This is a genomic window from Phocaeicola plebeius DSM 17135 (assembly GCF_000187895.1).
Lineage (GTDB): Bacteria > Bacteroidota > Bacteroidia > Bacteroidales > Bacteroidaceae > Phocaeicola > Phocaeicola plebeius.
The window spans coordinates 385,563-411,527 of record NZ_DS990133.1; the positions used below are offsets into that span (position 1 = coordinate 385,563).

Annotated in this window: 23 protein-coding genes; 13 read left to right on the forward strand and 10 right to left on the reverse strand. The window is 43.4% G+C overall.

The genetic code is table 11. The features are described 5' to 3' along the window. Positions 1-2 precede the first annotated feature (2 nt). The gene (locus BACPLE_RS14480) at positions 3-1,649 is read right to left on the reverse strand and encodes a rhamnogalacturonan acetylesterase (RefSeq protein WP_007563279.1); all 1,647 of its coding nucleotides are present in this window, start codon (positions 1,647-1,649) and stop codon (positions 3-5) included. 215 nt (positions 1,650-1,864) lie between these two features. Further along, positions 1,865-3,094, reverse strand: coding sequence for a rhamnogalacturonan acetylesterase (locus BACPLE_RS14485; protein ID WP_235777943.1), 1,230 nt, complete (start codon positions 3,092-3,094; stop codon positions 1,865-1,867). A gap of 237 nt (positions 3,095-3,331) precedes the next feature. On the opposite strand from BACPLE_RS14485, the gene BACPLE_RS14490 reads away from it, so the two are divergent. After that, the gene (locus tag BACPLE_RS14490) at positions 3,332-4,759 is read left to right on the forward strand and encodes an alpha-d-galacturonidase (RefSeq protein WP_050792097.1); all 1,428 of its coding nucleotides are present in this window, start codon (positions 3,332-3,334) and stop codon (positions 4,757-4,759) included. 64 nt (positions 4,760-4,823) lie between these two features. Here BACPLE_RS14490 and BACPLE_RS14495 read toward each other — a convergent pair whose 3' ends face one another. Then, entirely contained in the window at positions 4,824-6,065 is a 1,242-nt protein-coding gene (locus BACPLE_RS14495) for a hypothetical protein (protein WP_007563285.1), read from the reverse strand. Between the two features lie 67 nt (positions 6,066-6,132). After that, entirely contained in the window at positions 6,133-7,563 is a 1,431-nt protein-coding gene (locus BACPLE_RS14500) for a carbon starvation CstA family protein (RefSeq protein ID WP_007563287.1), read from the reverse strand. A 177-nt stretch (positions 7,564-7,740) separates the two neighbouring features. Here BACPLE_RS14500 and BACPLE_RS14505 point away from each other — a divergent pair, with 177 nt between their 5' ends. The 9 genes from BACPLE_RS14505 to miaA all read left to right on the forward strand — a co-directional run bounded on the left by BACPLE_RS14505 (position 7,741) and on the right by miaA (position 18,121). Beyond that, positions 7,741-9,399 carry a glycoside hydrolase family 10 protein gene (locus BACPLE_RS14505; protein ID WP_007563289.1) on the forward strand — a complete coding sequence of 553 codons (1,659 nt, stop codon included), beginning with the start codon at positions 7,741-7,743 and terminating at the stop codon, positions 9,397-9,399. An 82-nt stretch (positions 9,400-9,481) separates the two neighbouring features. Further along, a complete protein-coding gene (locus BACPLE_RS14510; protein WP_040313253.1) occupies positions 9,482-10,651 on the forward strand; it encodes an AIR synthase-related protein in 1,170 nt (389 codons plus the stop codon). A gap of 370 nt (positions 10,652-11,021) precedes the next feature. Then, on the forward strand, positions 11,022-12,131 hold the full coding sequence (gene prfA, locus BACPLE_RS14520) for a peptide chain release factor 1 (protein ID WP_007563296.1): 1,110 nt from the start codon (positions 11,022-11,024) through the stop codon (positions 12,129-12,131). Between the two features lie 70 nt (positions 12,132-12,201). Continuing rightward, entirely contained in the window at positions 12,202-13,026 is an 825-nt protein-coding gene (gene pyrF / locus BACPLE_RS14525; RefSeq protein WP_007563298.1) for an orotidine-5'-phosphate decarboxylase, read from the forward strand. A 270-nt stretch (positions 13,027-13,296) separates the two neighbouring features. After that, on the forward strand, positions 13,297-14,337 hold the full coding sequence (gene lpxD / locus BACPLE_RS14530) for a UDP-3-O-(3-hydroxymyristoyl)glucosamine N-acyltransferase (protein ID WP_007563301.1): 1,041 nt from the start codon (positions 13,297-13,299) through the stop codon (positions 14,335-14,337). A gap of 4 nt (positions 14,338-14,341) precedes the next feature. Then, positions 14,342-15,727 (forward strand): bifunctional UDP-3-O-[3-hydroxymyristoyl] N-acetylglucosamine deacetylase/3-hydroxyacyl-ACP dehydratase, encoded by a 1,386-nt coding sequence (locus tag BACPLE_RS14535; RefSeq protein ID WP_007563303.1) that lies wholly within the window; start codon positions 14,342-14,344, stop codon positions 15,725-15,727. Position 15,728: 1 nt separating this feature from the next. Continuing rightward, positions 15,729-16,496: an acyl-ACP--UDP-N-acetylglucosamine O-acyltransferase gene (gene lpxA, locus BACPLE_RS14540; protein WP_007563305.1), complete on the forward strand. Its 768-nt coding sequence runs from the start codon at positions 15,729-15,731 to the stop codon at positions 16,494-16,496. A gap of 45 nt (positions 16,497-16,541) precedes the next feature. Then, positions 16,542-17,099 carry an IS1096 element passenger TnpR family protein gene (locus tag BACPLE_RS14545; protein WP_007563307.1) on the forward strand — a complete coding sequence of 186 codons (558 nt, stop codon included), beginning with the start codon at positions 16,542-16,544 and terminating at the stop codon, positions 17,097-17,099. Positions 17,100-17,209: 110 nt separating this feature from the next. Next, positions 17,210-18,121: a tRNA (adenosine(37)-N6)-dimethylallyltransferase MiaA gene (gene miaA / locus BACPLE_RS14550; RefSeq protein ID WP_007563309.1), complete on the forward strand. Its 912-nt coding sequence runs from the start codon at positions 17,210-17,212 to the stop codon at positions 18,119-18,121. On the opposite strand, the gene BACPLE_RS14555 is transcribed toward miaA, so the two are convergent. The 3 genes from BACPLE_RS14555 to BACPLE_RS14565 are packed head-to-tail and all read right to left on the reverse strand — an operon-like array spanning position 18,108 to position 19,792. Beyond that, complete coding sequence (locus BACPLE_RS14555) at positions 18,108-19,124, reverse strand: AI-2E family transporter (RefSeq protein WP_007563311.1); 1,017 nt, start codon at positions 19,122-19,124, stop codon at positions 18,108-18,110. The two genes, miaA and BACPLE_RS14555, sit on opposite strands and share 14 nt — an antisense overlap. Positions 19,125-19,148: 24 nt before the next feature. Continuing rightward, positions 19,149-19,490 (reverse strand): hypothetical protein, encoded by a 342-nt coding sequence (locus tag BACPLE_RS14560; protein ID WP_007563312.1) that lies wholly within the window; start codon positions 19,488-19,490, stop codon positions 19,149-19,151. After that, positions 19,490-19,792, reverse strand: coding sequence for an FtsB family cell division protein (locus tag BACPLE_RS14565; RefSeq protein WP_007563314.1), 303 nt, complete (start codon positions 19,790-19,792; stop codon positions 19,490-19,492). The genes BACPLE_RS14560 and BACPLE_RS14565 overlap by 1 nt, the downstream gene beginning before the upstream one ends. 120 nt (positions 19,793-19,912) lie before the next feature. On the opposite strand from BACPLE_RS14565, the gene BACPLE_RS14570 reads away from it, so the two are divergent. Continuing rightward, positions 19,913-21,748, forward strand: a complete 1,836-nt coding sequence (locus BACPLE_RS14570; protein WP_040313318.1) for a DNA polymerase III subunit gamma/tau — start codon at positions 19,913-19,915, stop codon at positions 21,746-21,748. 89 nt (positions 21,749-21,837) lie between these two features. On the opposite strand, the gene queF is transcribed toward BACPLE_RS14570, so the two are convergent. Genes queF through BACPLE_RS14585 form a run of 3 tightly spaced genes read right to left on the reverse strand, consistent with a single transcriptional unit; the run spans position 21,838 to position 23,656 of the window. Further along, complete coding sequence (gene queF / locus BACPLE_RS14575; protein ID WP_007563319.1) at positions 21,838-22,296, reverse strand: preQ(1) synthase; 459 nt, start codon at positions 22,294-22,296, stop codon at positions 21,838-21,840. Positions 22,297-22,298: 2 nt separating this feature from the next. Beyond that, positions 22,299-22,964 (reverse strand): 7-cyano-7-deazaguanine synthase QueC, encoded by a 666-nt coding sequence (gene queC / locus BACPLE_RS14580; RefSeq protein WP_007563321.1) that lies wholly within the window; start codon positions 22,962-22,964, stop codon positions 22,299-22,301. Positions 22,965-22,969: 5 nt separating this feature from the next. Beyond that, a complete protein-coding gene (locus BACPLE_RS14585) occupies positions 22,970-23,656 on the reverse strand; it encodes a queuosine precursor transporter (protein WP_007563322.1) in 687 nt (228 codons plus the stop codon). 396 nt (positions 23,657-24,052) lie between these two features. Here BACPLE_RS14585 and BACPLE_RS14590 point away from each other — a divergent pair, with 396 nt between their 5' ends. Together BACPLE_RS14590 and corA are read left to right on the forward strand one after the other, a co-directional pair. After that, entirely contained in the window at positions 24,053-24,910 is an 858-nt protein-coding gene (locus BACPLE_RS14590) for a nitroreductase family protein (protein WP_040313258.1), read from the forward strand. A gap of 12 nt (positions 24,911-24,922) precedes the next feature. Then, the gene (gene corA / locus BACPLE_RS14595; RefSeq protein WP_007563326.1) at positions 24,923-25,963 is read left to right on the forward strand and encodes a magnesium/cobalt transporter CorA; all 1,041 of its coding nucleotides are present in this window, start codon (positions 24,923-24,925) and stop codon (positions 25,961-25,963) included. The last annotated feature ends 2 nt before the right edge of the window (positions 25,964-25,965 follow it).

Sequence of the window (25,965 nt, forward strand, 5' to 3'; positions counted from 1 at the left end):
ATTTATTTTAAGTAGTTTTTCAATGTACAATCTGTTTCTTTCAAACCTTCTGCAATGCTTTGCGCATTCAAGTGCGCTCCTTTCAATGATGTATGTGTATGGTCTTTACAGAAATAAGGAGCTACATACTTCAGGCCTTGTTCATAACCTATCTGCTGCAATTTATCTGCTGACAACTTATTCAAATCAATAAAATACGCACCTGTAGCTTCAGCAGCTTCCCGTGTCCATTTTCCAAAAGACGTAGTATTACGCTGTATCTCATTATTATCCCACATATTACGTGGCGTATGACTCAGCACAATAGGGATAGCTCCTTTTTCTTGAACATCGCGGATAAATTTACGCAAATACCAGCCAAATGTATACACGACATCATAAGTTTTAGTGGCTTCCATTAGAAAGACTTTACTTTCTTCTCCAGCTCCCGGAAGTTCGGCACGCGCCTTTCCGGTATTAATAGCTCCAGCATCGTTATGTCCAAACTGAATCAATACAAAATCGCCAGGTTGCAAGGCATTATAAACTTTATCCCAGCGACCTTCCTCCAAATAAGTACGCGCACTACGACCCGCTTTCGCACAATTTTCTACAGAAATTCTATTTAAGTCAAACAGTTCGGCAATCACGCTTCCCCATCCCCACTGACCATTCTCGTCTTTGTCCTGGTTACGTACCGTACTGTCACCTACAGTAAATAACACCGGACAACCTTTCTTTCGGGTTGATCCTGTAACTGTATCTTTTTCGACCGGTTTCAGGTAACGAGCCAGTTCCAGTTTTTTATATTCACGAATTCCTTCGGCGGCAGATTCAGCATTTACCCGTGCTCCAAACACACTGGTATGAATGCGATCCAAGTAGAACATATATTTTACCTTTTCCTTGCCAAAAGTCTCAAATTTACGAGCTGTTATCTCATTAAGGTCAATAAAAGGTACATGTTCTTTTTTAGCCACTTGCTTGGCCCACAAACCAAAAGTTTTATTTACACGAGTTATTATGGTACTGTCCTTATCCTCCCAAGCATTGCGCGGAGTAAGAGAAAAAAGAATTGGATGAGCTCCTTTGGCCTTGACTTCACGAATATAACGACGCATATATTCGCCATAAGTATACACTGTTTCCTTAACTCCTGTCTCCTTAATTGTTACTTCGAGACTGTCTTTACCAATGCCAGGAATAGACGCACGTGCCCGGCCGCTATCATACGGTCCGTTATCGTTATGTCCCAATTCGATAATAACCCAGTCACCTTTTTTTACTCCTTTCAGGACATCTTTCCACAAATGAGTATAAAATGTACGGCTACTGGTTCCACCCAACGCATGGTTTTCAACTGTAATCTTATTTTCATCAAAATATTCATGGAAGAAATATCCCCATCCCCACTGTCCGTTATTTCCATTGCCTAACGTTCCGGTGCGCATCGTTGAATTTCCTACCAAGAAAAGTACAGGATTATTCCCCTTACGGGTAGACCCCGCAACCGGACGAGCCGTTTTAGCCTTGTTCAAACTATCCAGAGTCAAATCTACGACCTGGTTAACATCTTCCATTGGCGCTTTCACCTTGTTTTGCGCATAAGCAGAAAAAGAAAAGCAGGTTGCCCCCAGCAACCAGACTCCCCACATTATGTGTTTTTTCATATACAATATCTAAATGTTTTTTAACTTGTCAAAGATAGCACAAAGAGATTATACCTACATGGAATATCGTACACAATCATGTGCTTTTGTACAGAAACATGTCTGTTAAAAGCATAAGAGCGAGCCGGATGCATACCGGTTCGCCCTTTTTCTCTCTACCCTAATATTGTTAGTATACCTATTAAAACTTATAATACTCAACCAACTTACAAAAATCAGTTTCCATCAGGTTTTTCAACCTCCGTGAAAGGACTGTCATTCCACTTAAACGTATCTACCCGATCAGGTGCTGCCGGATTAAACGGATGATAATCATCTCTCAAATATTTAACCCAGGGAAGATTCAACTGCTTAATACCTTCAATCACACATTTAGCAATTTCATAAGCTCCATAAGGATTGAAATGGGTATTATCAGCCAGATCCTTCGTTTGGTTCGGATAAGTTCCTGCCGGATAATGTACAAAAGCTTTTTTAGAAGGTTCTACCCCCATAGCTTCATAAAACACACGGGTCATGTCATGCAATTCTATCACCTGCACTCCCTCACGCTGAGCAACCCAACGCATTGCATCAGGATAGTCTTCGTGTGTTTCCTGTATTTTACCAGAATTATCAAATGAACGACGTTGGGTAGGAGTCACAAAAACCGGAATTCCTCCTTTTGCACGTACTACATCTACAAAATATTTCAAATTGCTGGCAAATGAATAATAGGCTCCCTTGCCAGGCCCTTTTAACTTCTGGTCATTATGTCCAAACTCAATAAACATATAATCCCCTTTTTTCATCTGAGTTAAAGCTTTCTTCAAACGACCAGCTTTAATAAAGGTATCGGCACGTTCACCACTTTCCGCATAGTTCGCAAAACATACATGTTCATCAAAAAAGCGCGGAATCATCTGTCCCCAGCTAGCCCATGGCTCATTATCCTGGTCTACTACAGTAGAGTTACCTGCTAAAAAAACGGTTACCACATCATTTACCGGCTCAATTTTCAGACTAGCCAAACAGGGAGCATCTCCATTAAACTCAAATGTCAACTTATCATCCCAGTTCAATTTATTCTTTTCCCGTTCCTTAATCTGTACTTTTTCGCCATCTGCTATTACTGTATTACGCTTATTTACAGTAAAACGATAGGTCAGAAACTCTCCCTTCCGAGTTGGTATATTTTCCAAAAACAAACGTCTAGACTCCGCACGTACCGTGGTAGAGCCAGCTTTCCGGGCATTGCCTAAAGTTACTGTTACCAAATAGTTTCCATCAGGAACGTCTACTGAAAAGAAAAAAGGCTCGTTACTTTTCTTCGCTGGTGCAGGTAAAAAATCATACCCGTAACCACCCTCACAAGGATATATGGAATCTGAAGAGATTTTAATCACTCCCTTCTCTACTTTTTTCTTCTCACTAAAATCAAACTGGTAATCTTGTGCATAAGCCATATTTACCAAAAACAGGCTGGCAAGACTAATATTCAGGAATCGCTTTGTTTTCATACATTTTCATCTTAGGTTATTGTAAAGGCAAAATTAGAGGCTTATTACCAAACAGAATGCAGACAAACGTACGGAATCATAGAATATCGTACAAAAATACATTTATAAGGACATTCACACCTGATTTATTTCAAAAAGAATAAGTTTCTTTGCTACCAAAGATATCCTAATTAATATATTACCATGAGAAGCAGAACATTACTTTCTATTTTTGTAGCAAGCCTGATGGCGTATACAACCTCAGCACAAAAGGTGCACGTACAACCTGTACATGTGGAAGCTCCTTTCCCCATGGACTCCGTATACTTATGCACATTCCCCAATAAAGAGTTCCCCATTACAAAATATGGAGCAAGAAAAGGGAACAATCATCTAAATACCCAGGCATTTGCCAAAGCAATTGAAGCATGTAACCGTGCCGGAGGCGGACGAGTGGTAGTTCCTGCTGGAGAATGGTTCACCGGACCTATTCATCTCAAAAGCCATGTCAATCTTTTTCTGGAAGAAGGAGCTGTGGTCAGGTTCTCCGACAATCCCAATGATTACCTTCCAGCCGTAATGACTTCCTGGGAAGGACTGGAATGTTACAACTACTCCCCACTTATCTATGCATTTGAATGCGAAAATGTAGGTATTTCCGGAAAAGGAACACTGGCCCCGGTCATGGATACCTGGCGTACATGGTTTAAACGTCCGGAAGCCCATTTAAACGCATTAAGACAATTATATTCCATGGGGTCAACAGATGTACCTGTAAAACAGCGTCAAATGGCAAAAGGAGAAAATCATCTCCGACCACACCTCATTCATTTTAACCGCTGCAAAAATATATTATTAGAAGATTTTCACATTCGCCAAAGTCCTTTTTGGACCATCCACCTCTATTTGTGTAACAGCGGTGTAGTACGTCATCTCGATGTGCAGGCTCATGGACACAACAATGACGGAATCGATTTGGAAATGAGCCGGAATTTTCTGATTGAGAACTGTAAGTTCGACCAGGGAGATGATGCAGTGGTCATCAAAGCCGGCCGCAACCAGGACGCATGGCGGCTTAACACACCTAGCGAAAATATCGTCGTCCGGGATTGTGACATCCTCAATGGACATACCCTGCTCGGAATCGGAAGTGAAATTTCCGGAGGAGTACGCAACATCTACATGACCCGCTGTAAAGCCCCACAGAATGTGCACCGTCTGTTTTTCTTAAAAACAAACCATCGTCGCGGAGGATTCATCGAAAATATTTACTTGGAAGACATCGAAGCTGGAGATATGCTTCGTACATTTGAAGTAGATACCGACGTATTATACCAATGGAAAGACTTGGTTCCAACTTATGAAACTCGTATCACACGAATAGACGGGATACATGTAAAGAATATCCATTGCCAGTCGGCCGATGCCATTTACGAACTAAAAGGAGATGCCCGATTACCAATCCGTAATGTATTTGTTGAGAATGTAAAAGTAGATACGGTACGTCAGTTTATCAATCGGTTATCAAATGTAGAAAATTTTCAGGCTAACGAGGTATCCGCTACTATCTTACTTCACAAAGAAACACCCAGCATTGATTTAGACAAACTATATAAGCAAAAAGCGGAATAATAAAATAGCGAGAAGTGGCGCCACATTGCCATCTTCTCGCTATTCCATTATAACTTAATCCAAATTAGAACTGGAACAAAGCTGTAAGAACAATACGGTTATTTTTTACCAAATGAGTATCAGTAACTCTGGCCTTATCAGTATAATCACCATACCATGCTCCGGTCCAAGTATATTCCGCTCCTAACTTCCAGTTCGGACGGTTATAAGTCAGTTCGGCTCCCAAGGTATTCAACTGATCAATATTTGTCCCTGTACCCAATACTCCGGTCACATTCTTCGACGCCCCCAAGTTTTTGAGATATCCGGCAAACACTCCGCCACGGAACTTACTTCCATACATCATATTTACCCAAGTATGCGATACACGCAAAGGAGTGTACTCCTGTTCACCCGTGCGAGAGTCGGTACACGTAATGCCATACCCGCCAATTGTACTGGTTTGCGTCAGGTTTGACCCTAACACGCTCTTGGCTGCCAGCAAGAAACGGCGGTGCACATATTTCACATGCGCCTCAGCTGAAACTCCTGTCACGCGTTCGCTTACCTTGTATATATTGTCATTGTATTTCGATTCTGTACGGGGAGACATGGAAGACACATGCACACCCGCTCCGGCAAGCAACCCGGGACGATTGTAATCCATACCCAAATAAAACTCAGGCAAGCAACCGTTCTTCATAAAGCTCTGGCTTTTAGTCGTAGTAATGGCTCCAGCCTCGTTTGAAGAAGGACCTACCGACAAATATTGTGACTGCCATATAGCAGCGGCTGTCAGCTTGAAATTTTTGTTCGTAAACCGGTAACGAACCTGCGGTGCACGACTAAAAGGCTGATAAGGTGCTCCCATGTTCAAGTTCAAAATTTCAGGAGCTACATCTCCATACAAAGGATGCCATGTTTGTCCAACCAGCAGGGCTGACTTTCCCCAATCAAGATTGAAATATACATGACGAATACGGAACAAAGAATAAGTGGTACCCGAACCACGGAAATCGACTTCCACTTTTGCCGAAGTCTTTGCCTTTCCCCAGGTAGGTCCGGTCACATCCACTCCCAATCTGGTATATAATGTATAGAAGTTACCATCTGGTTTAGCATTCAAATCCTTGCCGTCCGCATCAGGAGCTACATCCTTAGGATACATGTAAAAAAGTCCGTCGACAGTTTCTGAGTTGGAACGGCTATTATAGAATAAGTCGGTCCGCACCTGTCCATAAAATTTATAACCAAAACCTTCTTTCTGAGCCATTACCCCTGCCGAAGCGGCCATCATGACCCACATTAAAAAGCATCTTTTTTTCATTGGAAATTACTTTTATCTTTACTGCCCGCAAAATTATACATAATCTATAGAACAGCCAAACAATTCTTTATAAGGAACGTATCCGGCGAAACCAGCATACAAACCAGACCGCAGCCACCAGTGCACAACACAATCCGACAGGATATGCCACTTCGGCCGACAAGGCCAGCCCTTCGGGAGCAATGAGAATATATGTGGCACAAACACAAGTCATAAACAGAGCCGGTATCAAGGTTACCCAATAGTTTTTTCGTGCACAAACCAGCCAGACCGTAATGGCCCATAAGGTAAAGACTGACAAGGTCTGATTACACCAGGCAAAATATCGCCAGATAATCTTGAATCCTTCTGCATCTCCAAAGCTGTACACCAACAACAAGATGGTAACCAAGAATATAGGGATACAAATCAACAAACGCTTAGCGATAGAGCGCTGTTCTACATGAAAAAAGTCTGCCACAATCAGACGTGCCGAACGCAAGGCGGTATCACCACTCGTAATAGGAGCCGCCACAATTCCCAATATGGCCAAAATTCCACCGAATGCACCTAACCAGTCTTTTGATATATCCGTAGCAACCTTAGCCCCAGAATAAGCTACTCCAGTCACTTTATCCACAATACCGTTCTCCTGAAAGAAATAAGTTGCCGCTGCAGCCCAGATAAGTGCCACAATTCCTTCCGTTACCATCGCTCCATAGAAAATCGGACGGCAGTGCTTTTCATTTGTAATGCAACGCGCCATCAAAGGCGACTGGGTAGCATGAAAACCGCTGATAGCTCCACATGCAATGGAGATAAACATCATTGGGAAAATCGGGTTCTTCTCGTACTTTGTGCCAAATCCCTCCCACATTTCAGGCAAGGCCGGACTTTTGACATACAGCATAACAAGGATGCCTACAGCCATAAACAGCAAGGCAAAGGCAAATAAAGGATAAATGCGTCCGATGATTTTATCAATAGGAAGCATAGTCGCCAAAATGTAATACAAAAAAATCACGACCATCCAGAAATACACATCCAGCGCAGAAGGAGTCATACCGGCCAGCAGCTCTGCAGGTCCTGAAACAAAGACCGCACCAACCAGAATCATCAGCAAGACGGTAAACACACAGGCCACCTTTTTAGTCCGGCTTCCTAAATAACGACCGATAATTTCCGGAAGGCTTTCTCCATTGTTCCGCAGTGATAAAGCTCCGGACAAAAAATCGTGTACGGCTCCGGCGAAAATCGTACCGAACACAATCCACAAATAAGAAGCCGTACCAAACTGCGCCCCCATTATCGCTCCGAAAATAGGTCCGAGTCCGGCTATGTTCAAGAACTGAATCATAAAAATTTTCCATGTAGGAAGAGGAATAAAATCCACCCCATCGGCCATTGTCAAAGCCGGTGTTTTACGTGTGGAATCAGGAGCAAACAAGGAATTGACGTACTTTCCATAAACCCAATATCCCACCACCAATAATACCAATGCGAGAGTAAACGTTATCATATCTATCAATTTATCTTTTATTATCGCGCAAAAGTAATAAAAAGAAACAAACCATTACTGTTTTCAAGAAAAATTTACTCCAAAGCCCTCATTCTTTCACCTCTTCTTCCGGCTTATTATCTTCTTTCTCTACATATCCGTAATTTATATGTATATTTGCACAAACATTTAAAAGATATGCGCATACTATTAATCGGTCTTCTATTTATAAGCAGCTTGCTTTCCTTACAAGCTCAGCCTAAAGAGGAAATACGCGCCACCTGGCTGACCACTCTGGGAGGAATGGACTGGCCTACACGGAAAGCGAATTCGGCCAAAGGAATTGAAGCACAGAAAAATGAGCTGATCCGGCAACTTGATGCCTTAAAGGCAGCTAATTTCAATACCGTACTTTTTCAAACCCGTCTTCGGGGAGACGTTATCTACCCTTCTGCAATTGAGACCTTTGCAGAAAGTCTTACAGGACATACCGGCAAGAACCCCGGATATGACCCACTGCAATTTGCAATAGAAGAATGTCACAAACGAGGACTGGAACTTCATGCATGGCTGGTGTGTATTCCTATCGGAAACAAGCGCCAAGTAACGCTATTGGGAAAGAACTGTGTAGTAAAAAAACAACCGGCACTCTGCAAGCAGTTCAATGGGAGCTGGTACCTTGACCCCGGAAATCCAGGAACAGCCGATTACCTGAGCCGGATAGCCAAGGAAATCACAAGTCGCTATGACATTGACGGCATCCATTTGGATTATATCCGCTATCCGGAGCAGGGCGAAAAGTTCCCGGACAAAGATACCTATCGGAAATATGGAAAAAAGCAGGAGCTCAAGCAATGGAGACGGGATAACATTACCCGCATTGTCGCACGAATTTACGCGGAAGTAAAACAACTGAAGCCGTGGGTAAAAGTCAGCAGTTCCCCCATCGGGAAATTCAACGACACACGGCGTTATTCATCCTTTGGATGGAACGCATACAGCACAGTATATCAGGATGCGCAAAAGTGGCTGAATGATGGTATTCAGGATGCGCTTTTCCCCATGATGTATTTCCAGGGAAATCACTTCTACCCTTTTGCACTCGACTGGAAAGAAAACAAGAATGAACGTTGGGTCGTACCCGGACTGGGAATCTATTTTCTTCACCCTAAAGAACAGAACTGGAAAGTAGATGAAATCATACGCCAGATTTACTTCTCCCGAAGAATAGGATTGGATGGACAGGCTTATTTCCGTAACAAATTCATGCTGGAGAATACCAAAGGAATACTAGACGAACTGACGAGCCATTTTTACGCCTACCCGGCAGTAGTGCCTCCCATGCGATGGACAAAAGGCAATCTTCCTTCTCAGCCGACTTCTCCTTCTTTAGTATTAAAAGGAAACAATATCGAAATGAGTTGGAAGGCATCCCCATCTTTGCTGGGAGGAGTTTATTACCGGATTTATGCATCCGCAACTTATCCGGTAGATACAGAGAAGGCTCAAAACCTGATTATTACGCGTACGGACAGTTGTCAATACACTTTTGTGCCGGATTTGTCCACAAAGGGAGGTGTCTATTGGGCGGTTACAGCCGTAAACCGTTTTGGATATGAAAGCATCCCACTGGCTTTAAACGTACCGACTAAAGACAAGCCTGTGATTTATTACGGAAGCTTTCCGGCTATCCCAAGCGGATATATGCTCATTGTGAGTGACGCCACAGGCATGGAGATTCTCCGTACAATCCAGCCGGAGAAAGACATTCCTCTGAAAACGGGAAAAGGCTTTTTCCGATTCAGTCTGTTAGCTCCTGACGGCACAATTACCCCTGCCGGAGTGACGGTGTACTGATTTTATCCCGAAACGCATGGTAATAAAAGGAATAATCACTAAATTTGCACATTCAATTGAAACAAACAAACTTACTATACTCATGAGCAATCAACGATACATGCAGCGCGGCGTATCTGCATCTAAAGAAGATGTACATAACGCTATCAAGAACATTGACAAAGGTATTTTCCCAAAAGCATTCTGTAAAATCATTCCTGATATTTTAGGAGGTGACCCGGAGTACTGCAACATCATGCATGCCGACGGAGCCGGAACAAAATCTTCACTGGCTTATTTGTACTGGAAAGAAACCGGTGATTTGTCTGTATGGAAGGGTATCGCACAGGATGCATTGATTATGAACATCGATGACTTGTTGTGCGTAGGAGCGGTAGATAATATCTTAGTATCTTCTACCATCGGCCGTAACAAGCTGCTTGTACCAGGAGAAGTGATTTCTGCCATCATCAACGGAACAGATGAATTGTTGGCTGAACTTCGCGAAATGGGTGTCGGCGTATATGCTACAGGTGGAGAAACTGCCGATGTAGGCGACTTGGTTCGTACGATTATTGTAGACAGTACGGTAACTTGCCGTATGAAACGTGCCGATGTCATCGACAATGCCAATATCCGCCCGGGTGACGTAATCGTCGGTCTGGCTTCTTATGGTCAAGCTACTTATGAAAAAGAATACAACGGTGGCATGGGAAGCAACGGTCTGACCAGTGCCCGTCATGATGTATTCAGCAAATACCTGGCTGAAAAATATCCAGAAAGCTACGACAAGGCTGTACCAGAAGAATTGGTCTATAGCGGTAAACTGAAACTGACGGATGCCGTAGAAGGCTCTCCACTGGATGCCGGTAAGCTGGTTCTTTCTCCGACACGTACTTATGCCCCGGTGGTTAAGAAATTGCTGGATGCCCTACGTCCGGAAATCCATGGTATGGTTCACTGTTCAGGTGGTGCACAGACAAAAGTACTGCACTTTGTAGGTGACAATTGCCGTGTCATCAAAGACAACCTCTTCCCTGTTCCTCCTTTGTTCCGCACCATCAAGGAACAGAGTGGCACTGACTGGGACGAAATGTACAAAGTATTCAACATGGGACACCGTCTGGAAGTTTACTTGTCACCGGAACATGCGGAACAAGTAATTGAAATCAGCAAGTCGTTCAACATCGACGCACAGATTATCGGACGCATCGAAGAAAGTGACCACAAGGAACTGATTATCCGTTCTGAATTTGGAGAATTCAAATATTAATGACCGAACATAGATGGGCGCAGGGAATTTATTACCAACCTGCCCCATTATATTTATGAAGCCACAAGAAAAGAAGGGATGTCTTATAGGAATCGGCCTACTTGTTTTATACTGTATCCTTACCTATCTTAGTATGAAATTTGACTCCCCTATTCTTAAAACAAGAAGTTTCGGGATACCAGGATTTGTCTCTTCATATGTTTTGGGAAAATACTTTGGCATTAAAGATTTTCAATGGAAAACCCAAAGAGATCTACCTCTTATCTTGCTCGGACTCATAATCTTCATTTTCTTTACTTGGATAGCCTATGGTAGATTATGGTAAATAACTACCCTTTCAATAACCCAACAGTATAAGCATTCCACTTGAATGGCAGAAAACAATACATTATTAGAAAAATTAGAAGGCTTGGTATCACGCTTTGAAGAAGTGTCTACACTAATTACAGACCCCAACGTGATAGCTGACCAGAAACGATACGTCAAACTGACCAAAGAATACAAAGAGCTGGGCGACCTGATGGCTGCCCGCAAGGAGTATCTTCAATGCATCAACGGCTTGGAAGAAGCCAAAATGATGATGAGCGAGAACGATCCGGAGATGAAAGAAATGGCTCGTGAAGAAGCGGCCTCCTGTGAAGCTCGTATTCCGGAACTGGAAGAAGAAATAAAATTATTGTTAGTACCGGCAGACCCGCAAGATGACCGAAATGCCATTCTGGAAATCCGTGGTGGTACGGGAGGTGATGAAGCTGCTATCTTTGCAGGCGATTTGTTCCGTATGTATTCCAAATACTGCGAATCAAAAGGATGGAAACTGGAAGTATCCAGCGCCAACGAAGGAGCTGCGGGTGGCTTTAAAGAAATTATCTGTTCGGTAACAGGTGAAAAAGTATACGGTACACTGAAATATGAATCTGGTGTACACCGCGTACAGCGAGTTCCTGCAACTGAAACTCAGGGGCGTGTACACACCTCGGCTGCATCGGTAGCCGTACTTCCTGAAGCCGAGCCATTCGATGTAGAAATCAACGAAGGTGAAATCAAATGGGATACATTCCGAAGCGGTGGTGCCGGAGGTCAGAATGTCAACAAGGTAGAATCAGGCGTACGCTTACGTTACAACTGGAAAAACCCCAACACCGGTATCGTAGAAGAAATCCTCATAGAATGTACGGAAACTCGCGACCAGCCGAAGAACAAGGAACGTGCTCTCAGTCGTTTGCGTACATTTATTTATGACAAGGAGCACCAAAAGTACATTGACGACATTGCTTCCAAACGCAAAACCATGGTAAGTACTGGTGACCGTTCAGCTAAGATACGTACTTACAACTATCCACAAGGACGTATCACTGATCACCGCATCAATTATACCATCTACAACCTAGCCGCCTTCATGGACGGTGACATTCAGGATTGCATCGACCACCTGATTGTAGCTGAAAATGCAGAACGATTAAAAGAGAGCGAATTATAAATACGCATGTACGATTTTATCCCACCCCGCGTACAAAAGAATACATTATTACCATTAAAATAAACGTGTCATGAACAAACAAGAATTATTTGAAAACATCAAAAAGAAAAAATCTTTTTTGTGTGTAGGACTTGATACTGATATAAAGAAAATCCCGGAACACCTTCTGAAAGAAGAAGATCCGATTTTCGCATTCAATAAAGCTATCATTGATGCGACAGCTCCCTACTGTATCGCTTATAAACCCAACTTGGCTTTTTATGAAAGTATGGGTGTGAAAGGTTGGATTGCATTCGAAAAAACCGTTGAATACATCAAAAAGAACTATCCAGACCAGTTCATCATTGCTGATGCAAAACGTGGAGACATCGGTAACACTTCAGCCATGTATGCCCGTACGTTCTTTGAAGAACTGAATATTGATTCTGTAACCGTAGCTCCTTACATGGGAGAAGACAGCGTAACTCCATTCCTTACTTACGAAGGTAAATGGGTTATCCTACTGGCACTGACTTCCAACAAAGGCTCACACGATTTTCAATTGACTACTGATACAGAAGGCGAACGCCTGTTCGAGAAAGTATTACGCAAGTCACAAGAATGGGCTAACGACCAGAACATGATGTATGTGGTAGGTGCTACCCAGGGACGTATGTTTGAAGATATCCGCAAAATCGTTCCAAACCACTTCTTGCTGGTACCTGGTATCGGTGCCCAGGGTGGTTCACTGGAAGAAGTCTGCAAATACGGTATGACTAAAGAGTGCGGATTAATCGTTAATTCAAGTCGCGCCATAATTTATGCTGACAAAACAGAAAACTTTGCCAATGTAGCTGCGGAAGAAGCTAAAAAGGTACAACAGCAAATGGAAAAAGAGCTCGCTGCTATTCTTTAAGAAACAATTAGTTTCCACATACAAAGAAGTACAAAGATTTCGTCAGAGATTTTTGTGCTTCTTTTTTTATGTACAAAAACAAGTTCCAAAGCTGTTCACATGCAAGAGCAACGAAAATTAATGGCCTTTTCAGGCAAATAATTGTGTTTTTTCACTGATATGTAAAAAAAAAATACGTAATTTGCATAATTAAGTAGTAAGTATGCTTTTTTTAGGCGACTAAATATTGAAGAACAACCAAGGAAAACAAAGGAATTAAAGATAACTAATATGGAGTTCTCAGCTAAGCAAATTGCGGAATACATCCAAGGAATAATAGTTGGTGATGAAAATGCCACCGTACATACCTTTGCAAAAATAGAAGAAGGTGTACCAGGTGCATTATCCTTTCTGTCTAATCCAAAGTACACTCATTATATCTACGATACGAAATCTTCCATTGTATTGGTAAATAAAGATTTCGAACCAGAACATGAGTTGCAGACCACACTCATCAAAGTGGATAATGCATATGAGAGTCTGGCCAAACTCATGGCTTTATACGAAATGAGTATTCCTAAAAAACAAGGTGTAAGTTCGTTAGCTTTCATTGCAGAAAGTGCAAAAATCGGAAAGAATGTATACATTGGTCCATTTGCTTGTATCGAGGAAGGTGCAGAAATCGGGGATAATGTATGCATACATCCACAAGCAACAATCGGAAGCAATGTAAAAATAGGCATGAATACGATTATTTATCCGCACGTAACTATCTATCAGGATTGTAGAATTGGGAACAACTGTATTCTTCATGCCGGAGTTGTAATTGGTGCTGACGGATTTGGCTTTGCTCCCGGAGCTGAAGGCTATGAGAAGATTCCACAAATAGGCATTGTTGTATTAGAAGACAATGTAGAAATTGGTGCAAATACTTGTATTGACCGAGCCACAATGGGACATACCCTCATTAAACAAGGAGTTAAACTTGATAATCTAATACAGGTTGCCCACAACGTGGAAATCGGGAAGCACACAGTTATGGCATCACAAGTAGGAATTGCAGGTTCTGCAAAAATTGGCGAATGGTGTATGTTTGGAGGTCAAGTAGGAGTTGCAGGACATATCAAAGTGGGAGACCATGTCAATGTAGGAGCACAGTCTGGTATTCCAGGAAACACAAAATCAAACACTACATTAATGGGTTACCCAGCAATTGACCCGAAACAGTTCGCTCGTTCTGCCGCTATCTATAAAAAATTACCGGATATGTACGTAGAACTCGGACGCCTGCAAAAGGAAATTGAAGAATTAAAAAAACAACTAAATAAATAAACCCATGTTGAAACAACAAACCTTAAAAGGCAGCTTTTCACTCAATGGAAAGGGACTCCATACGGGAGTTAAACTGACCGTTACGTTCAATCCTGCCCCAGAGCACTACGGGTATAAGACACAGCGAATTGATTTGGACGACCAGCCCATATTAGATGCTGTAGCAGAAAATGTGGTAGACACAACCCGTGGAACAGTTTTAGCAAAAAACGGGGTAAAAGTTAGTACCGTAGAACATGCGTTAGCTGCATTATACGCAGCAGGTATAGATAACTGCTTGATTCAAGTCGACGGACCAGAATTTCCTATTTTGGATGGAAGTGCCAAAGCATACGTAGAATGCATCAAGCGCGTAGGCATCGAAGAACAAGCTGCTCCGAAAGACTATTACATCATCAAGTCAAAGATTGAATTCCGTGATGAAGAAACAGGTTCTTCTATCATTGTGCTTCCTGATGACAAGTTCAGCGTCAATACACTGATTTCATACGACTCTAAAATATTGACCAACCAATATGCTACGTTGGAAAATATGGAGTGCTTCCCTACAGAAATTGCTTCAGCACGTACTTTTGTGTTTGTTCGTGAAATTGAACCGTTGCTGAATGCTGGACTCATCAAAGGAGGTGACCTGGATAATGCCATTGTTATTTACGAAAAACAAATGACACAGGAGAACTTTGATAAGTTAGCTGACGTAATGGGAGTTCCTCACATGGATGCCAGCCATTTAGGGTATATCAACCATATTCCATTGGTATGGCCTAACGAACCTGCACGTCATAAATTATTGGACATTATAGGTGACTTAGCATTGGTTGGTAAACCAATTAAAGGACGTATTATTGCTACACGTCCGGGACATACCATTAACAATAAATTTGCACGTCAGCTGCGGAAAGAAATCCGTATGCATGAGATACAAGCTCCGATTTACAACTGTAATGAAGAACCATTAATGGATGTAAATCGTATTCGAGAATTACTGCCTCATCGTTATCCATTCCAGTTGGTAGATAAAGTCATAGCTATAGGAGCAAACTATATTGTCGGTGTTAAGAACGTAACATCTAATGAACCATTTTTCCAAGGCCATTTCCCGCAAGAACCTGTAATGCCTGGTGTGTTACAAATCGAAGCAATGGCTCAAGTAGGAGGCTTGCTAGTTTTAAACTCAGTAGACGAACCAGAAAAATACTCAACCTACTTCTTGAAGATAGACAACGTAAAGTTCCGTCAGAAAGTGGTTCCAGGCGATACTTTAATTTTCAGAGTTGAATTGATGGCGCCTATTCGCCGCGGAATATCGACTATGAAAGGATACGTTTTCGTAGGTGAAAAAATTGTCTGCGAAGCTGAGTTTATGGCACAAATTGTAAAAAACAAGTAACATGATCAGTCCTTTAGCATATATAGACCCAGAAGCTAAAATCGGGGAAAACGTAGAAATAGGCCCTTTTGTCTTCATTGATAAAAATGTAGTCATTGGTGACAATAACGTCATTATGCCCAATGCGAATATATTATATGGTTCTCGCATTGGGAACGGAAACCGCATTTTCCCCGGAGCAGTAATTGGAGCCATTCCACAAGACTTGAAGTTTCACGGAGAAGAAACCACAGCAGAAATCGGCGATAATAATACCATTCGTGAAAACGTAACCATCAATCGTGGCACAGCCGCCAAAGGTAAAACCGTGGTAGGTAATAATAACCTGCTGATGGAAGGAGTACACGTAGCCCATGACACGATTGTAGGAAGCGGATGTATTATTGGCAACCAGACTAAAATGGCAGGAGAAGTGATCATCGATGATAATGCCATCGTAAGTGCTTCTGTACTGATGCACCAATTCTGCCGTGTAGGAGGCTATGTGATGATTCAGGGAGGATGCCGTTTTAGTAAGGATATTCCGCCTTTCATCATTGCCGGACGTGACCCGATTGCTTATTGTGGTATCAATATTGTAGGCTTGCGACGCAGAGGATTCTCCAACGAATTAATCGAAAACATCCATAATGCTTACCGTATTATCTACAACAGCGGAAAGATGGTGACAGATGCCATAGAAGAAATCAAGCGAGAAGTTCCAATGAGCAAAGAAATTGAATACATCATTTCATTCGTGGAAAACTCACAGCGCGGGATCATCCGATAAAAAAGATTTTGTATATTTACCCCATCAACAAAAGACAAAAAGAAAATGGTATACAAATTTAGAATCATATCTGACGAAGTCGATGATTTTTTGAGAGAAATCCAAATCGACTCTGAAGCTTCTTTCTACGACCTGCACGAAGCTATTCTGAAATCAACTGGATACAAAGATGACCAGATGACTTCTTTCTTCATTTGTGACGATGACTGGGAAAAAGAAACAGAAATAACCCTGGAAGACATGGGAAGCGGTAGTTCGGAAGAAGATACATATATCATGAGAGAAACTCCTTTAAGCGAATTGCTGGAAGATGAAAAACAGAAGATGATATATGTATTTGACCCGCTTGCTGAGCGTGTATTCTTCATCGAACTTTCAGAAATCATCACCGGAAAAGATTTGGACAAGGCAGTATGCACTCGTAAAAACGGAGAAGCTCCTCAACAGACCATTGATTTTGACGAACAAATGAATACAAACGCTGCACTCGACCTTGACGAAAACTTCTATGGCGATCAAGACTACGACATGGAAGACTTTGACCCGGAAGGTTTTGACATCAACGAAGGAAGCGGAAATCCTTATGATGAAGATAAATATTAAACAGAGCTGACACGCAGTTACATCAGTGTAAAACAATATAAGAAATGTCATCCTGGGTCTGACTCAGAATGACATTTTCTTTTTTCCCTACCGACTATACTCGCACACAAATGAAAAAGCCCGTCCTTATCGTACTTATTGGTCCTACCGGTGTAGGAAAAACAGAATTAAGTCTTTCCATTGCCGAAAAGTATCATACCTCTATCATCTCTTCAGACTCTCGCCAGCTGTATAAAGACCTGAAAATTGGAACAGCAGCACCTACTCCCAATCAGTTGAAAAGAGTACCTCACTATTTTGTAGGTACCCTTGAACTGACCGATTACTACAGCGCAGCCCAATTCGAAACGGAAGTACTAAAGAAGTTGGAGGAGTTATTCAAGGCTAATCCGGTAGTGGTTATGACCGGAGGTTCCATGATGTACGTTGACGCCGTCTGTAAAGGTATAGACGATATTCCTACGGTGGATAAAGAAACACGCGAACTGATGTTGCGCCGCTACGAAAGTGAAGGTTTGGAGCAACTTTGTGCAGAACTGCGGGTGCTTGATCCGGAGTATTACCGCATTGTAGACCTGAAAAATCACAAACGAGTGATTCACGCACTTGAAATCTGTTATATGACGGGAAAAACCTATACTTCATTCCGTACCCGTAACACCAAAGAACGTCCGTTTCAAATCATCAAAATCGGACTCACACGCGACCGTGAAGAACTATACCAGCGCATTAACCAACGGGTAGATGAAATGATAAAAGAAGGATTGCTGGAAGAAGCCAAAAGCGTATATGCTTACAAGCACCTCAATTCACTCAATACCGTTGGCTACAAAGAGATATTCAACTACCTGGATGGAGAATGGGAACTTCCTTTTGCGATAGAAAAAATCAAGCAAAACTCACGCATTTATTCCCGGAAACAAATGACTTGGTTCAAGAGAGACCCGGAAATCACATGGTTCCATCCTGCACAAGCGGAAGAGATTATGAAATTCCTAGAAGAACGAATCAATCAGGCGTAGCCGATTGGTTATCTTCCAGCAAGAATTCTTTCCGGAACATATCCACAAACAGAAGGAACAGCGATACGAGCAACGGACCAAATATCACTCCCATAAAACCAAATAAAGGGAGACCAGCCACTACACCGAAAATCGTAATCAACGGATGCACATCCGCCATTTTTTTCTGAAGCAGGAAACGAATCAGGTTATCGCACTGTGAAACGATGATAGCCCCATATCCCAGCATCATCAGAGCGTTCACCCAGCTTCCTACAATCAGGAAGTAGATGGTGATTGGCACCCATACCAAAGCAGTACCTACCAAAGGAATTACCGAAGCAAAAGCTGTCAACATGGCACTTAGAAATGGATTGGGGGCATCGCAAATCAAATAGCCTCCTAATGATATAAATCCTTGGATAATGGCCAGCAAAGGAATACCAATGGCATTGGAACGCACCATCAACTGCACTTTCTTCAGTACTTCAATCTTATTCTCTGCCTTAAAAGGCAACAGTGTGGAGACATAGTGTTCCATAGATTTTCCTTCGTAAAGCATAAAGAACAACAGCATAATAGCTACGCACAAATTAACCAGCAGGTCGCTCACTCCACTCATCACCGACTGCCCGATGGAAGAAGCTTGTGATACAAAGAACGACAAACTTTTCTCCGACAAAATATCAAAGCCGGTACGGTCTTTGATAAAATCAATCACATGCCATGCCGGACGAATGATAGCCTCCGTATCAAAGTGCATCTTTGAAACCTGACTAACCAGTGCCCAGCCAAACAAAGAAAGTGGTATCAGAATGAAGAGTGTCACTCCAATTGTCACCAGCCATACAGCCAATGCCGGCTTCATCTTGGTCTGAAGCCAGAAAGTGACATTCCGCAACAGCAAATAAAGCGTAAATCCTCCCAAAATACCGTTCAGAAACGGCTGTGCCTGGCGGAACAGCAAATACCCCAATCCAAGGATAAACACAATCAGTGAATATTTCCAATACCTTTCTTTCATGATTCCTTGATTTAAACTGTCACATTAATTCTCTTTTGCTTCTTCCTGCGGAATACGGAATGCCGTGTAAAGTTCCAATACCGCGGCCACCGTAAGGCACACAATCCATTCATTCCGTTTCCACAGCAACATGATTACCCCTGTCAACACTAGCAACATAGCTCCCAAAAGCTGCTGACGGCGCAAACGACGGATAATGATATTCTTTCCTTTATAATCAGAAACCAACTGTACGTAAGCAAACAGACAAGCCCCTACCAGATACACATACGGAGCCCATACTAGTTTTACGAACTGCAATGCCAGACCAATAAACAACACAATGGCTCCCACTACAGCCAGTTTATCTTTCATCTTTGATTCCATTACTTGTCTTCTTCAAAAATAAAAATATCCTCATTTTCTTTCTTCATCAGGTATTTTTCACGAGCCACCTTCTCTAATGCTTCCTTATTGGAGGTAATCTCCTTCAGCAATTTGCTATCCTCTTCATACTGCTTCCGGTAACGCTCAATCTCTGTATTCAACTGATGAATTTCACGTTTATGTGCAATGCGGCGTATCAGACTATTTTCATCCAACACTCCGATAATCAACAGAAAAGCACCGATGGTTACCCAATACTTATGCCTTCCGATAAAAGCCCATATATTAGCCAGTTTACCCATAAAATACACACTTTATTACCCTTGCAAAGATAGAAATTATTTCCTAGCAAGCCCATGACAAGAAAGAGATTTTATGTACATTTGCAGAAATATCAAGGAATCAAACAAAAGAATCGACACATGGAAAATTATATCGTATCGGCACGCAAATACCGCCCCTCTACTTTCGATACCGTAGTGGGACAACGTGCATTGACCACGACCCTGAAAAACGCCATTGCCAATCATAAACTGGCGCATGCCTACCTGTTCTGCGGTCCGCGAGGAGTAGGAAAGACCACCTGCGCCCGTATCTTTGCCAAGACCATCAACTGTCTTCACCCAACCAGTGAAGGAGAGGCATGCAACGAATGTGAGTCATGCAAGGCTTTCAACGAACAGCGTTCCTATAATATCCATGAGTTGGATGCGGCCTCCAACAACTCAGTCGAAGACATCCGTTCCTTGATTGAGCAAGTACGCATCCCGCCCCAAATCGGCAAGTACAAAGTGTACATCATCGACGAGGTACACATGCTGTCTACCGCCGCATTCAATGCCTTTCTGAAGACATTGGAAGAACCGCCTCAGCATGCCATTTTCATTCTGGCCACCACTGAGAAACATAAGATTCTTCCCACCATCCTGAGCCGATGCCAGATTTACGACTTCAGCCGCATCACGGTCAACGATACGGTGGAACACCTGGAGAACGTAGCCCGCAAGGAGCACATCGAAGCCGAACCGGAAGCCCTGAACGTCATTGCACAGAAAGCCGACGGGGGTATGCGTGATGCCCTCTCCATCTTCGACCAGGTAGTGAGCTTCACCAATGGCCACATCACTTACCAAAGTGTGATTGAGAACCTGAACGTATTGGACTACGAATATTATTTCAAGCTGACCGATTTCTTCCTGGAAAATAAAGTAGCCGAATGCCTGCTCACGTTCAATGATATTCTTCGAAAAGGATTTGACGGCAACCATTTCATCACGGGACTGACTTCACATTTCCGAAACCTGCTGGTAAGCCGCGACCCGTCTACCCTGCAACTGCTGGAAGCCGGTGCTTCTATCCGGGACCGATACCAAGCTCAAGCGCAGAAATGTACGCCACAATTCCTGTACAAGGCCATGAAGCTGTGCAACGACTGCGACCTGAACTACCGACAAAGCAAAAACAAACGCCTGCTGGTAGAGCTCACCCTTATTCAGGTGGCACAACTCACAGCCGAACCGGAAGATGCCGGAAGTGGGCATGGCCCTAAGAAACAGTTATCTCCCGTCTTCCATACGGCACAAGCCAGTCAGCCTGTAGCCCCCGTACAAACGACTCCGGTAGCTACAGCTCCGGTTTCTCAGCCGACTCCTCAGCCTCAACCGGCGGCAGCAAGTGCACAACCTTATACAAGCACCTTGCAGCAATCGGAAGTACCCTACACCAAAAGCAGTCCCCTGCCCAAAGTCAGTACGGAAAGAAAGGCACCGGTCATCAAAGCCGGCAGTTTAGGCATGTCTATCCGCAAGACACAAACGGCCACCGCAGAACCAGCTGCACGAACAGCATCCAATGCACCCGTGCAACAGCCCATGACAGAGACATGGGAAGATTACATGTTCAATGAAAAAGACTTAGGCTATTACTGGCGTGAGTTTGCCAGTCTGCTACCTAAAGAGGAGGCCGCCAATGCCGGACGCATGATGAACATGCACCCTCACCTGCTGGCCGACCAGCAGACATTTGAAGTAGCGGTGGACAATGACATGGTTCAGAAATACATGCAGCAGCTCGCTCCGAAGATAGAAGCCCATCTGCAAGAAAAATTGCATAACCGCAAAATCAGAATGACTACACGGGTAAGCGAAGCCAACGAAAACGTGCGTGCCTATAGCCACGTAGAGCGTTTTCAGATGATGAGCAAGAAAAACCCCAGTCTGCTGAGACTCAAGGAAGCCCTCGGCCTGGAACTTTCCTGATACCGAAGTATTCATAAAAAATACGGGCGGAGAAACATTCACATGCTGTTTCTCCGCCCGCATTCTTTTATATTTCAGCAAACTCCGGCTTACAAATCATGATTCTTCATCCGATACTCAGCCAGTTCCTCGTACTTTGTTCCCGGACGACCGTAATTGCAATACGGATAAATGGAAATGCCGCCACGTGGAGTAAAAATACCCGTCACCTCAATGTATTTCGGATCCATCAGTTTAATCAAGTCTTTCATGATGATGTTCACACAGTCTTCATGAAAATCGCCGTGATTACGGAAACTGAACAAATACAGCTTCAAGCTCTTGCTTTCTACCATCTTCACATCCGGCAGGTAGCTGATACGAATTTCCGCAAAATCCGGCTGCCCCGTAATCGGGCAAAGACTGGTAAACTCCGGACAGTTGAAACGCACCCAGTAATCATTCTCCGGATGTTTGTTTACAAACGATTCCAGCACTTCAGGCGCATAATCCTGCTTATATACCGTTTTCTTATTACCCAATAAAGTGAGTTCGTCTTTTCTTTCCATACTTACTTATTTTGTTTTGAAGCCAAATATTTTTCCAATCCCTCACGGCGCAATTTACAAGCCGGACAATGTCCGCACCCGTCACCCGGAATTCCATTATAACAAGTCAGTGTCTCGTTTCGAACCAAGTCAAGCACTCCCAGTTCATCGGCTAGCGCCCAGGTCTGTGCCTTGTCAATCCACATCAACGGTGTATGAATCACAAACTGTTCTTCCATGGCCAGATTCAGTGTCACGTTCAGCGACTTGATAAACGAGTCCCGACAATCGGGATACCCGCTGAAATCTGTCTGCGATACCCCCGTCACCATGTGATGGATGCCTTTTTCACGCGCATAAACCGCTGCAATGCTCAGGAAAAACAAGTTTCTTCCCGGAACGAACGTATTCGGAAATGAATCTTTCGGTTTTTCCTCATCCATGTGAATAGACGTATCCGTCAGAGAGTTTTTTCCCAGGTGTCCGATAAATGACACATCCATGACTTCAAACTCTACCCCGGCTTTCCGTGCAATTTCACGCGCCAGTTCTACTTCCTTTTCATGCTTCTGCCCGTACAGAAAGCTCAATGCATATACTTTCTCAAAATGCTTTTTTGCCCAGAAAAGACAGGTCGTAGAATCCTGCCCGCCGCTAAATACGACGAGGGCCTCCTTATTATTTACCATATTTCTTAGATTTCCTTGATTCTTAATACATTATACGAGATATGCTCGTCATATACATCTGTATCATCCACTCGCTTGATGTACTTCACTACACGAACAGTTACCGGCAGTACAATCACTTCATACAAAGTCTTGAGTACCACCTGCACCAGCATCATCTTGGCCAGCTCACTCACCGGCATCAGTCCGCCAAAAGCCAGCGGGAAGAAAATCAGCGAGTCGGCTCCCTCTCCGGCTATGGTCGACAATACGGCACGGGCAGAGAAATTCTTTCCATGTGAAGCCACTTTCATGCGGCTCATCACATACGCATTGATAAACGAACCAACCAGAAAGGCTGTCAGACTGGCTACCGCAATTCGAGGTGCCATGCCGAATACGAAATTGAAGCTTTCTTCTCCCTCCCAGAACGGAGCAGCGGGAAGAGCCACTGCCAACTGTCCCATGGCCACTACCATGAAATTCATGAGGAAGCCCATCCAGATAATCAGACGCGCCTTACGGAAGCCCCATACTTCGGCAATACAGTCATTAATAATGTAAGAAATCGGGAAAACAATGAGTCCGGCAGTTACAGAAATCGGACCCAGCTGTACGACTTTGGTTTCTAACAGATTGGCTGCCACCAGACAGACACAAAACACAATGCCCAAAACCATAAAAGGCACTGATACGAGATTTTCTTTTTTCATCGCTCCTGTTTTTTACGTGGTGTTCTAGAATACACGACCGCTATTCACGGCATCGCATGTAAATGTTCTCTTTTTAATCGGGCGCAAAGATACAAAGAAATTTCGGGATTAAACTCCATTCCCCTCCAATTATCTTACAAACCTGCGGCAAATATGTAACAGATATTTCTTCACCTTCTATGTTTCCCAGTGCAGAACCCTATGTTTTCCTTACGCGAAACCTACGTTTCCCGGTGCGGAAACGTAAGTTTTACCTAAGGGAAACATAGAAAAGGAAACAACACCCCAAAAACGTCACAAGGTCAATCCCCGAATACCGTTTTCTCCTTACGCTTACAGAAAAAACAAATAAAAATCGTACCTTTGTGAATAATGTATCTAAATTTATTCCACACTATGGCTCAAATACATATCAATCAGAATACATGCATACGCTGTAAGAAATGCGTCAGAATATGCCCCTCTGCTCTGTTTACCCTTCAGGAAGATAAAGGTATTGAAGTGAATACCGACGACTGCATCAGTTGCGGACACTGCGTGGCCGTTTGTCCGACCAACTCCATTGAGCATGCTGATTTTCCACCTGAAAAGGTTCATACCATCGACCGGAGCCAACTTCCCACTGCCGACCAGATGGAACTGCTCATCCGTTCCCGCCGCTCGAACCGCGCATTTTCCAAAGAAAAAGTCTCGGAAGAGTTGTTACAGCGTATCATAGAAGCTGCCCATCGGGCCCCGACGGCAACCAATGCACAAGAAGTCAAAATGGTATTGGTCACCCGCCCGGAAACTTTGAAGGAAGTCAGCCGTATCACCATCGGTACTTTTATGTCGATAGTAAACTTGGTGGAAAATCCGTTACTGAAATTGATATTGAAGCCGCTTATGCCTTCGGGCTATCGCTACGTGCCGGTGTTCAAAAAACTGCATGAGGAATTTGAACGAGGTAACGACGGTATTTTGAGAGGTGCCACGGCTGCCATCTTTTTCTATACCGACAAAAAAGAACGTTTCGGATGTCAGGACTGCAACCTTGCCTACCAGAATGCTTCACTCATGGCAGAAGCAGCAGGAGTCTCACAGTTCTACACCGGATTCGTATGCAGTGCAGCAGGAATGGACCGGAAAAGAAAGTTGCAAAAGCTGTTAGGTATTGAAGGAACCGTTCATGCCGGTATCGCATTAGGCATACCGTCTTTCCACTTCGATAAATACATCGACAAAAAAGAGGTGGTATTGAAACGTATTGATTAAACCGAAAATGCCATGACAAAAAACAACCTGCTAAGCGAAAAGCTGAATTATACGGGAGCCAGCCATACGCCGACTCACCTGCATTTCTGTACATACAACACAGAAATTCTGGAATATCATCAGGGAGCTTCCATCAAAGAGTTTTCTCCTTTCATCCGGCCGGATGCCATCAACTGGGTACAGATTCACGGATTGCAGAATACAGAAATCGTGCAGGAAGTCTGCGATTTTTTCCACATCGATTTTCTTACCACACAAGATATTCTCAATGCGGAGCATCTGACAAAAATTGAAGAGCATGACACCTACAATGTGGTCATCCTGAAACAGTTGTCGGTAGACGAAGAAAACACGTACACTCCCCAACAGCTTTGCATTGTGCAGGGAAGTAATTTCGTACTTACCTTCATGGAACACGACAGCGATTTCTTCAATGAGATTCACACGGCACTGAAAAACAATACCCTGAAAATCCGGAACCGCCAGTCAGATTTTCTGCTAAGCGTCATGCTGAACAGCGTCATGGCCAGCTTTATGTCTATCATATCCCGAATGGAAGACCAGCTGGAAGATATGGAGGAATCGTTGCTGTCACCGGAAACCAGAAGCGGACTGACATTAGAGGATATACAACCCTATCGAAAGGATGCCCGCCTCATCAAGAAATGCATCCTTCCTCTTAAAGAGCAGATGAGCAAGTTGTTTCATGCCGACAACGTACTGCTTCACAAAGCCAACCGTCCGTTCTTTAACGACGTAAACGACCATCTGCAATTCGTACTACAGACTCTCGACGGCTGCCGCGACATGATTTCGGCCCTGGTAGACCTTTACCTGTCGAACAATGACCAGCGGATGAACAACATCATGAAGCAGCTCACCATCGTATCGACTATCTTCATTCCGCTAACATTCTTAGCAGGTATCTGGGGAATGAATTTCGAATGGATGCCTGAACTGGGATGGAAATACGGTTACCTGATGGCCTGGGGACTGATGCTGGTTACCGGCATCGGAGTATACCTGTTTTTCAAACGGAAGAAATGGTATTAATC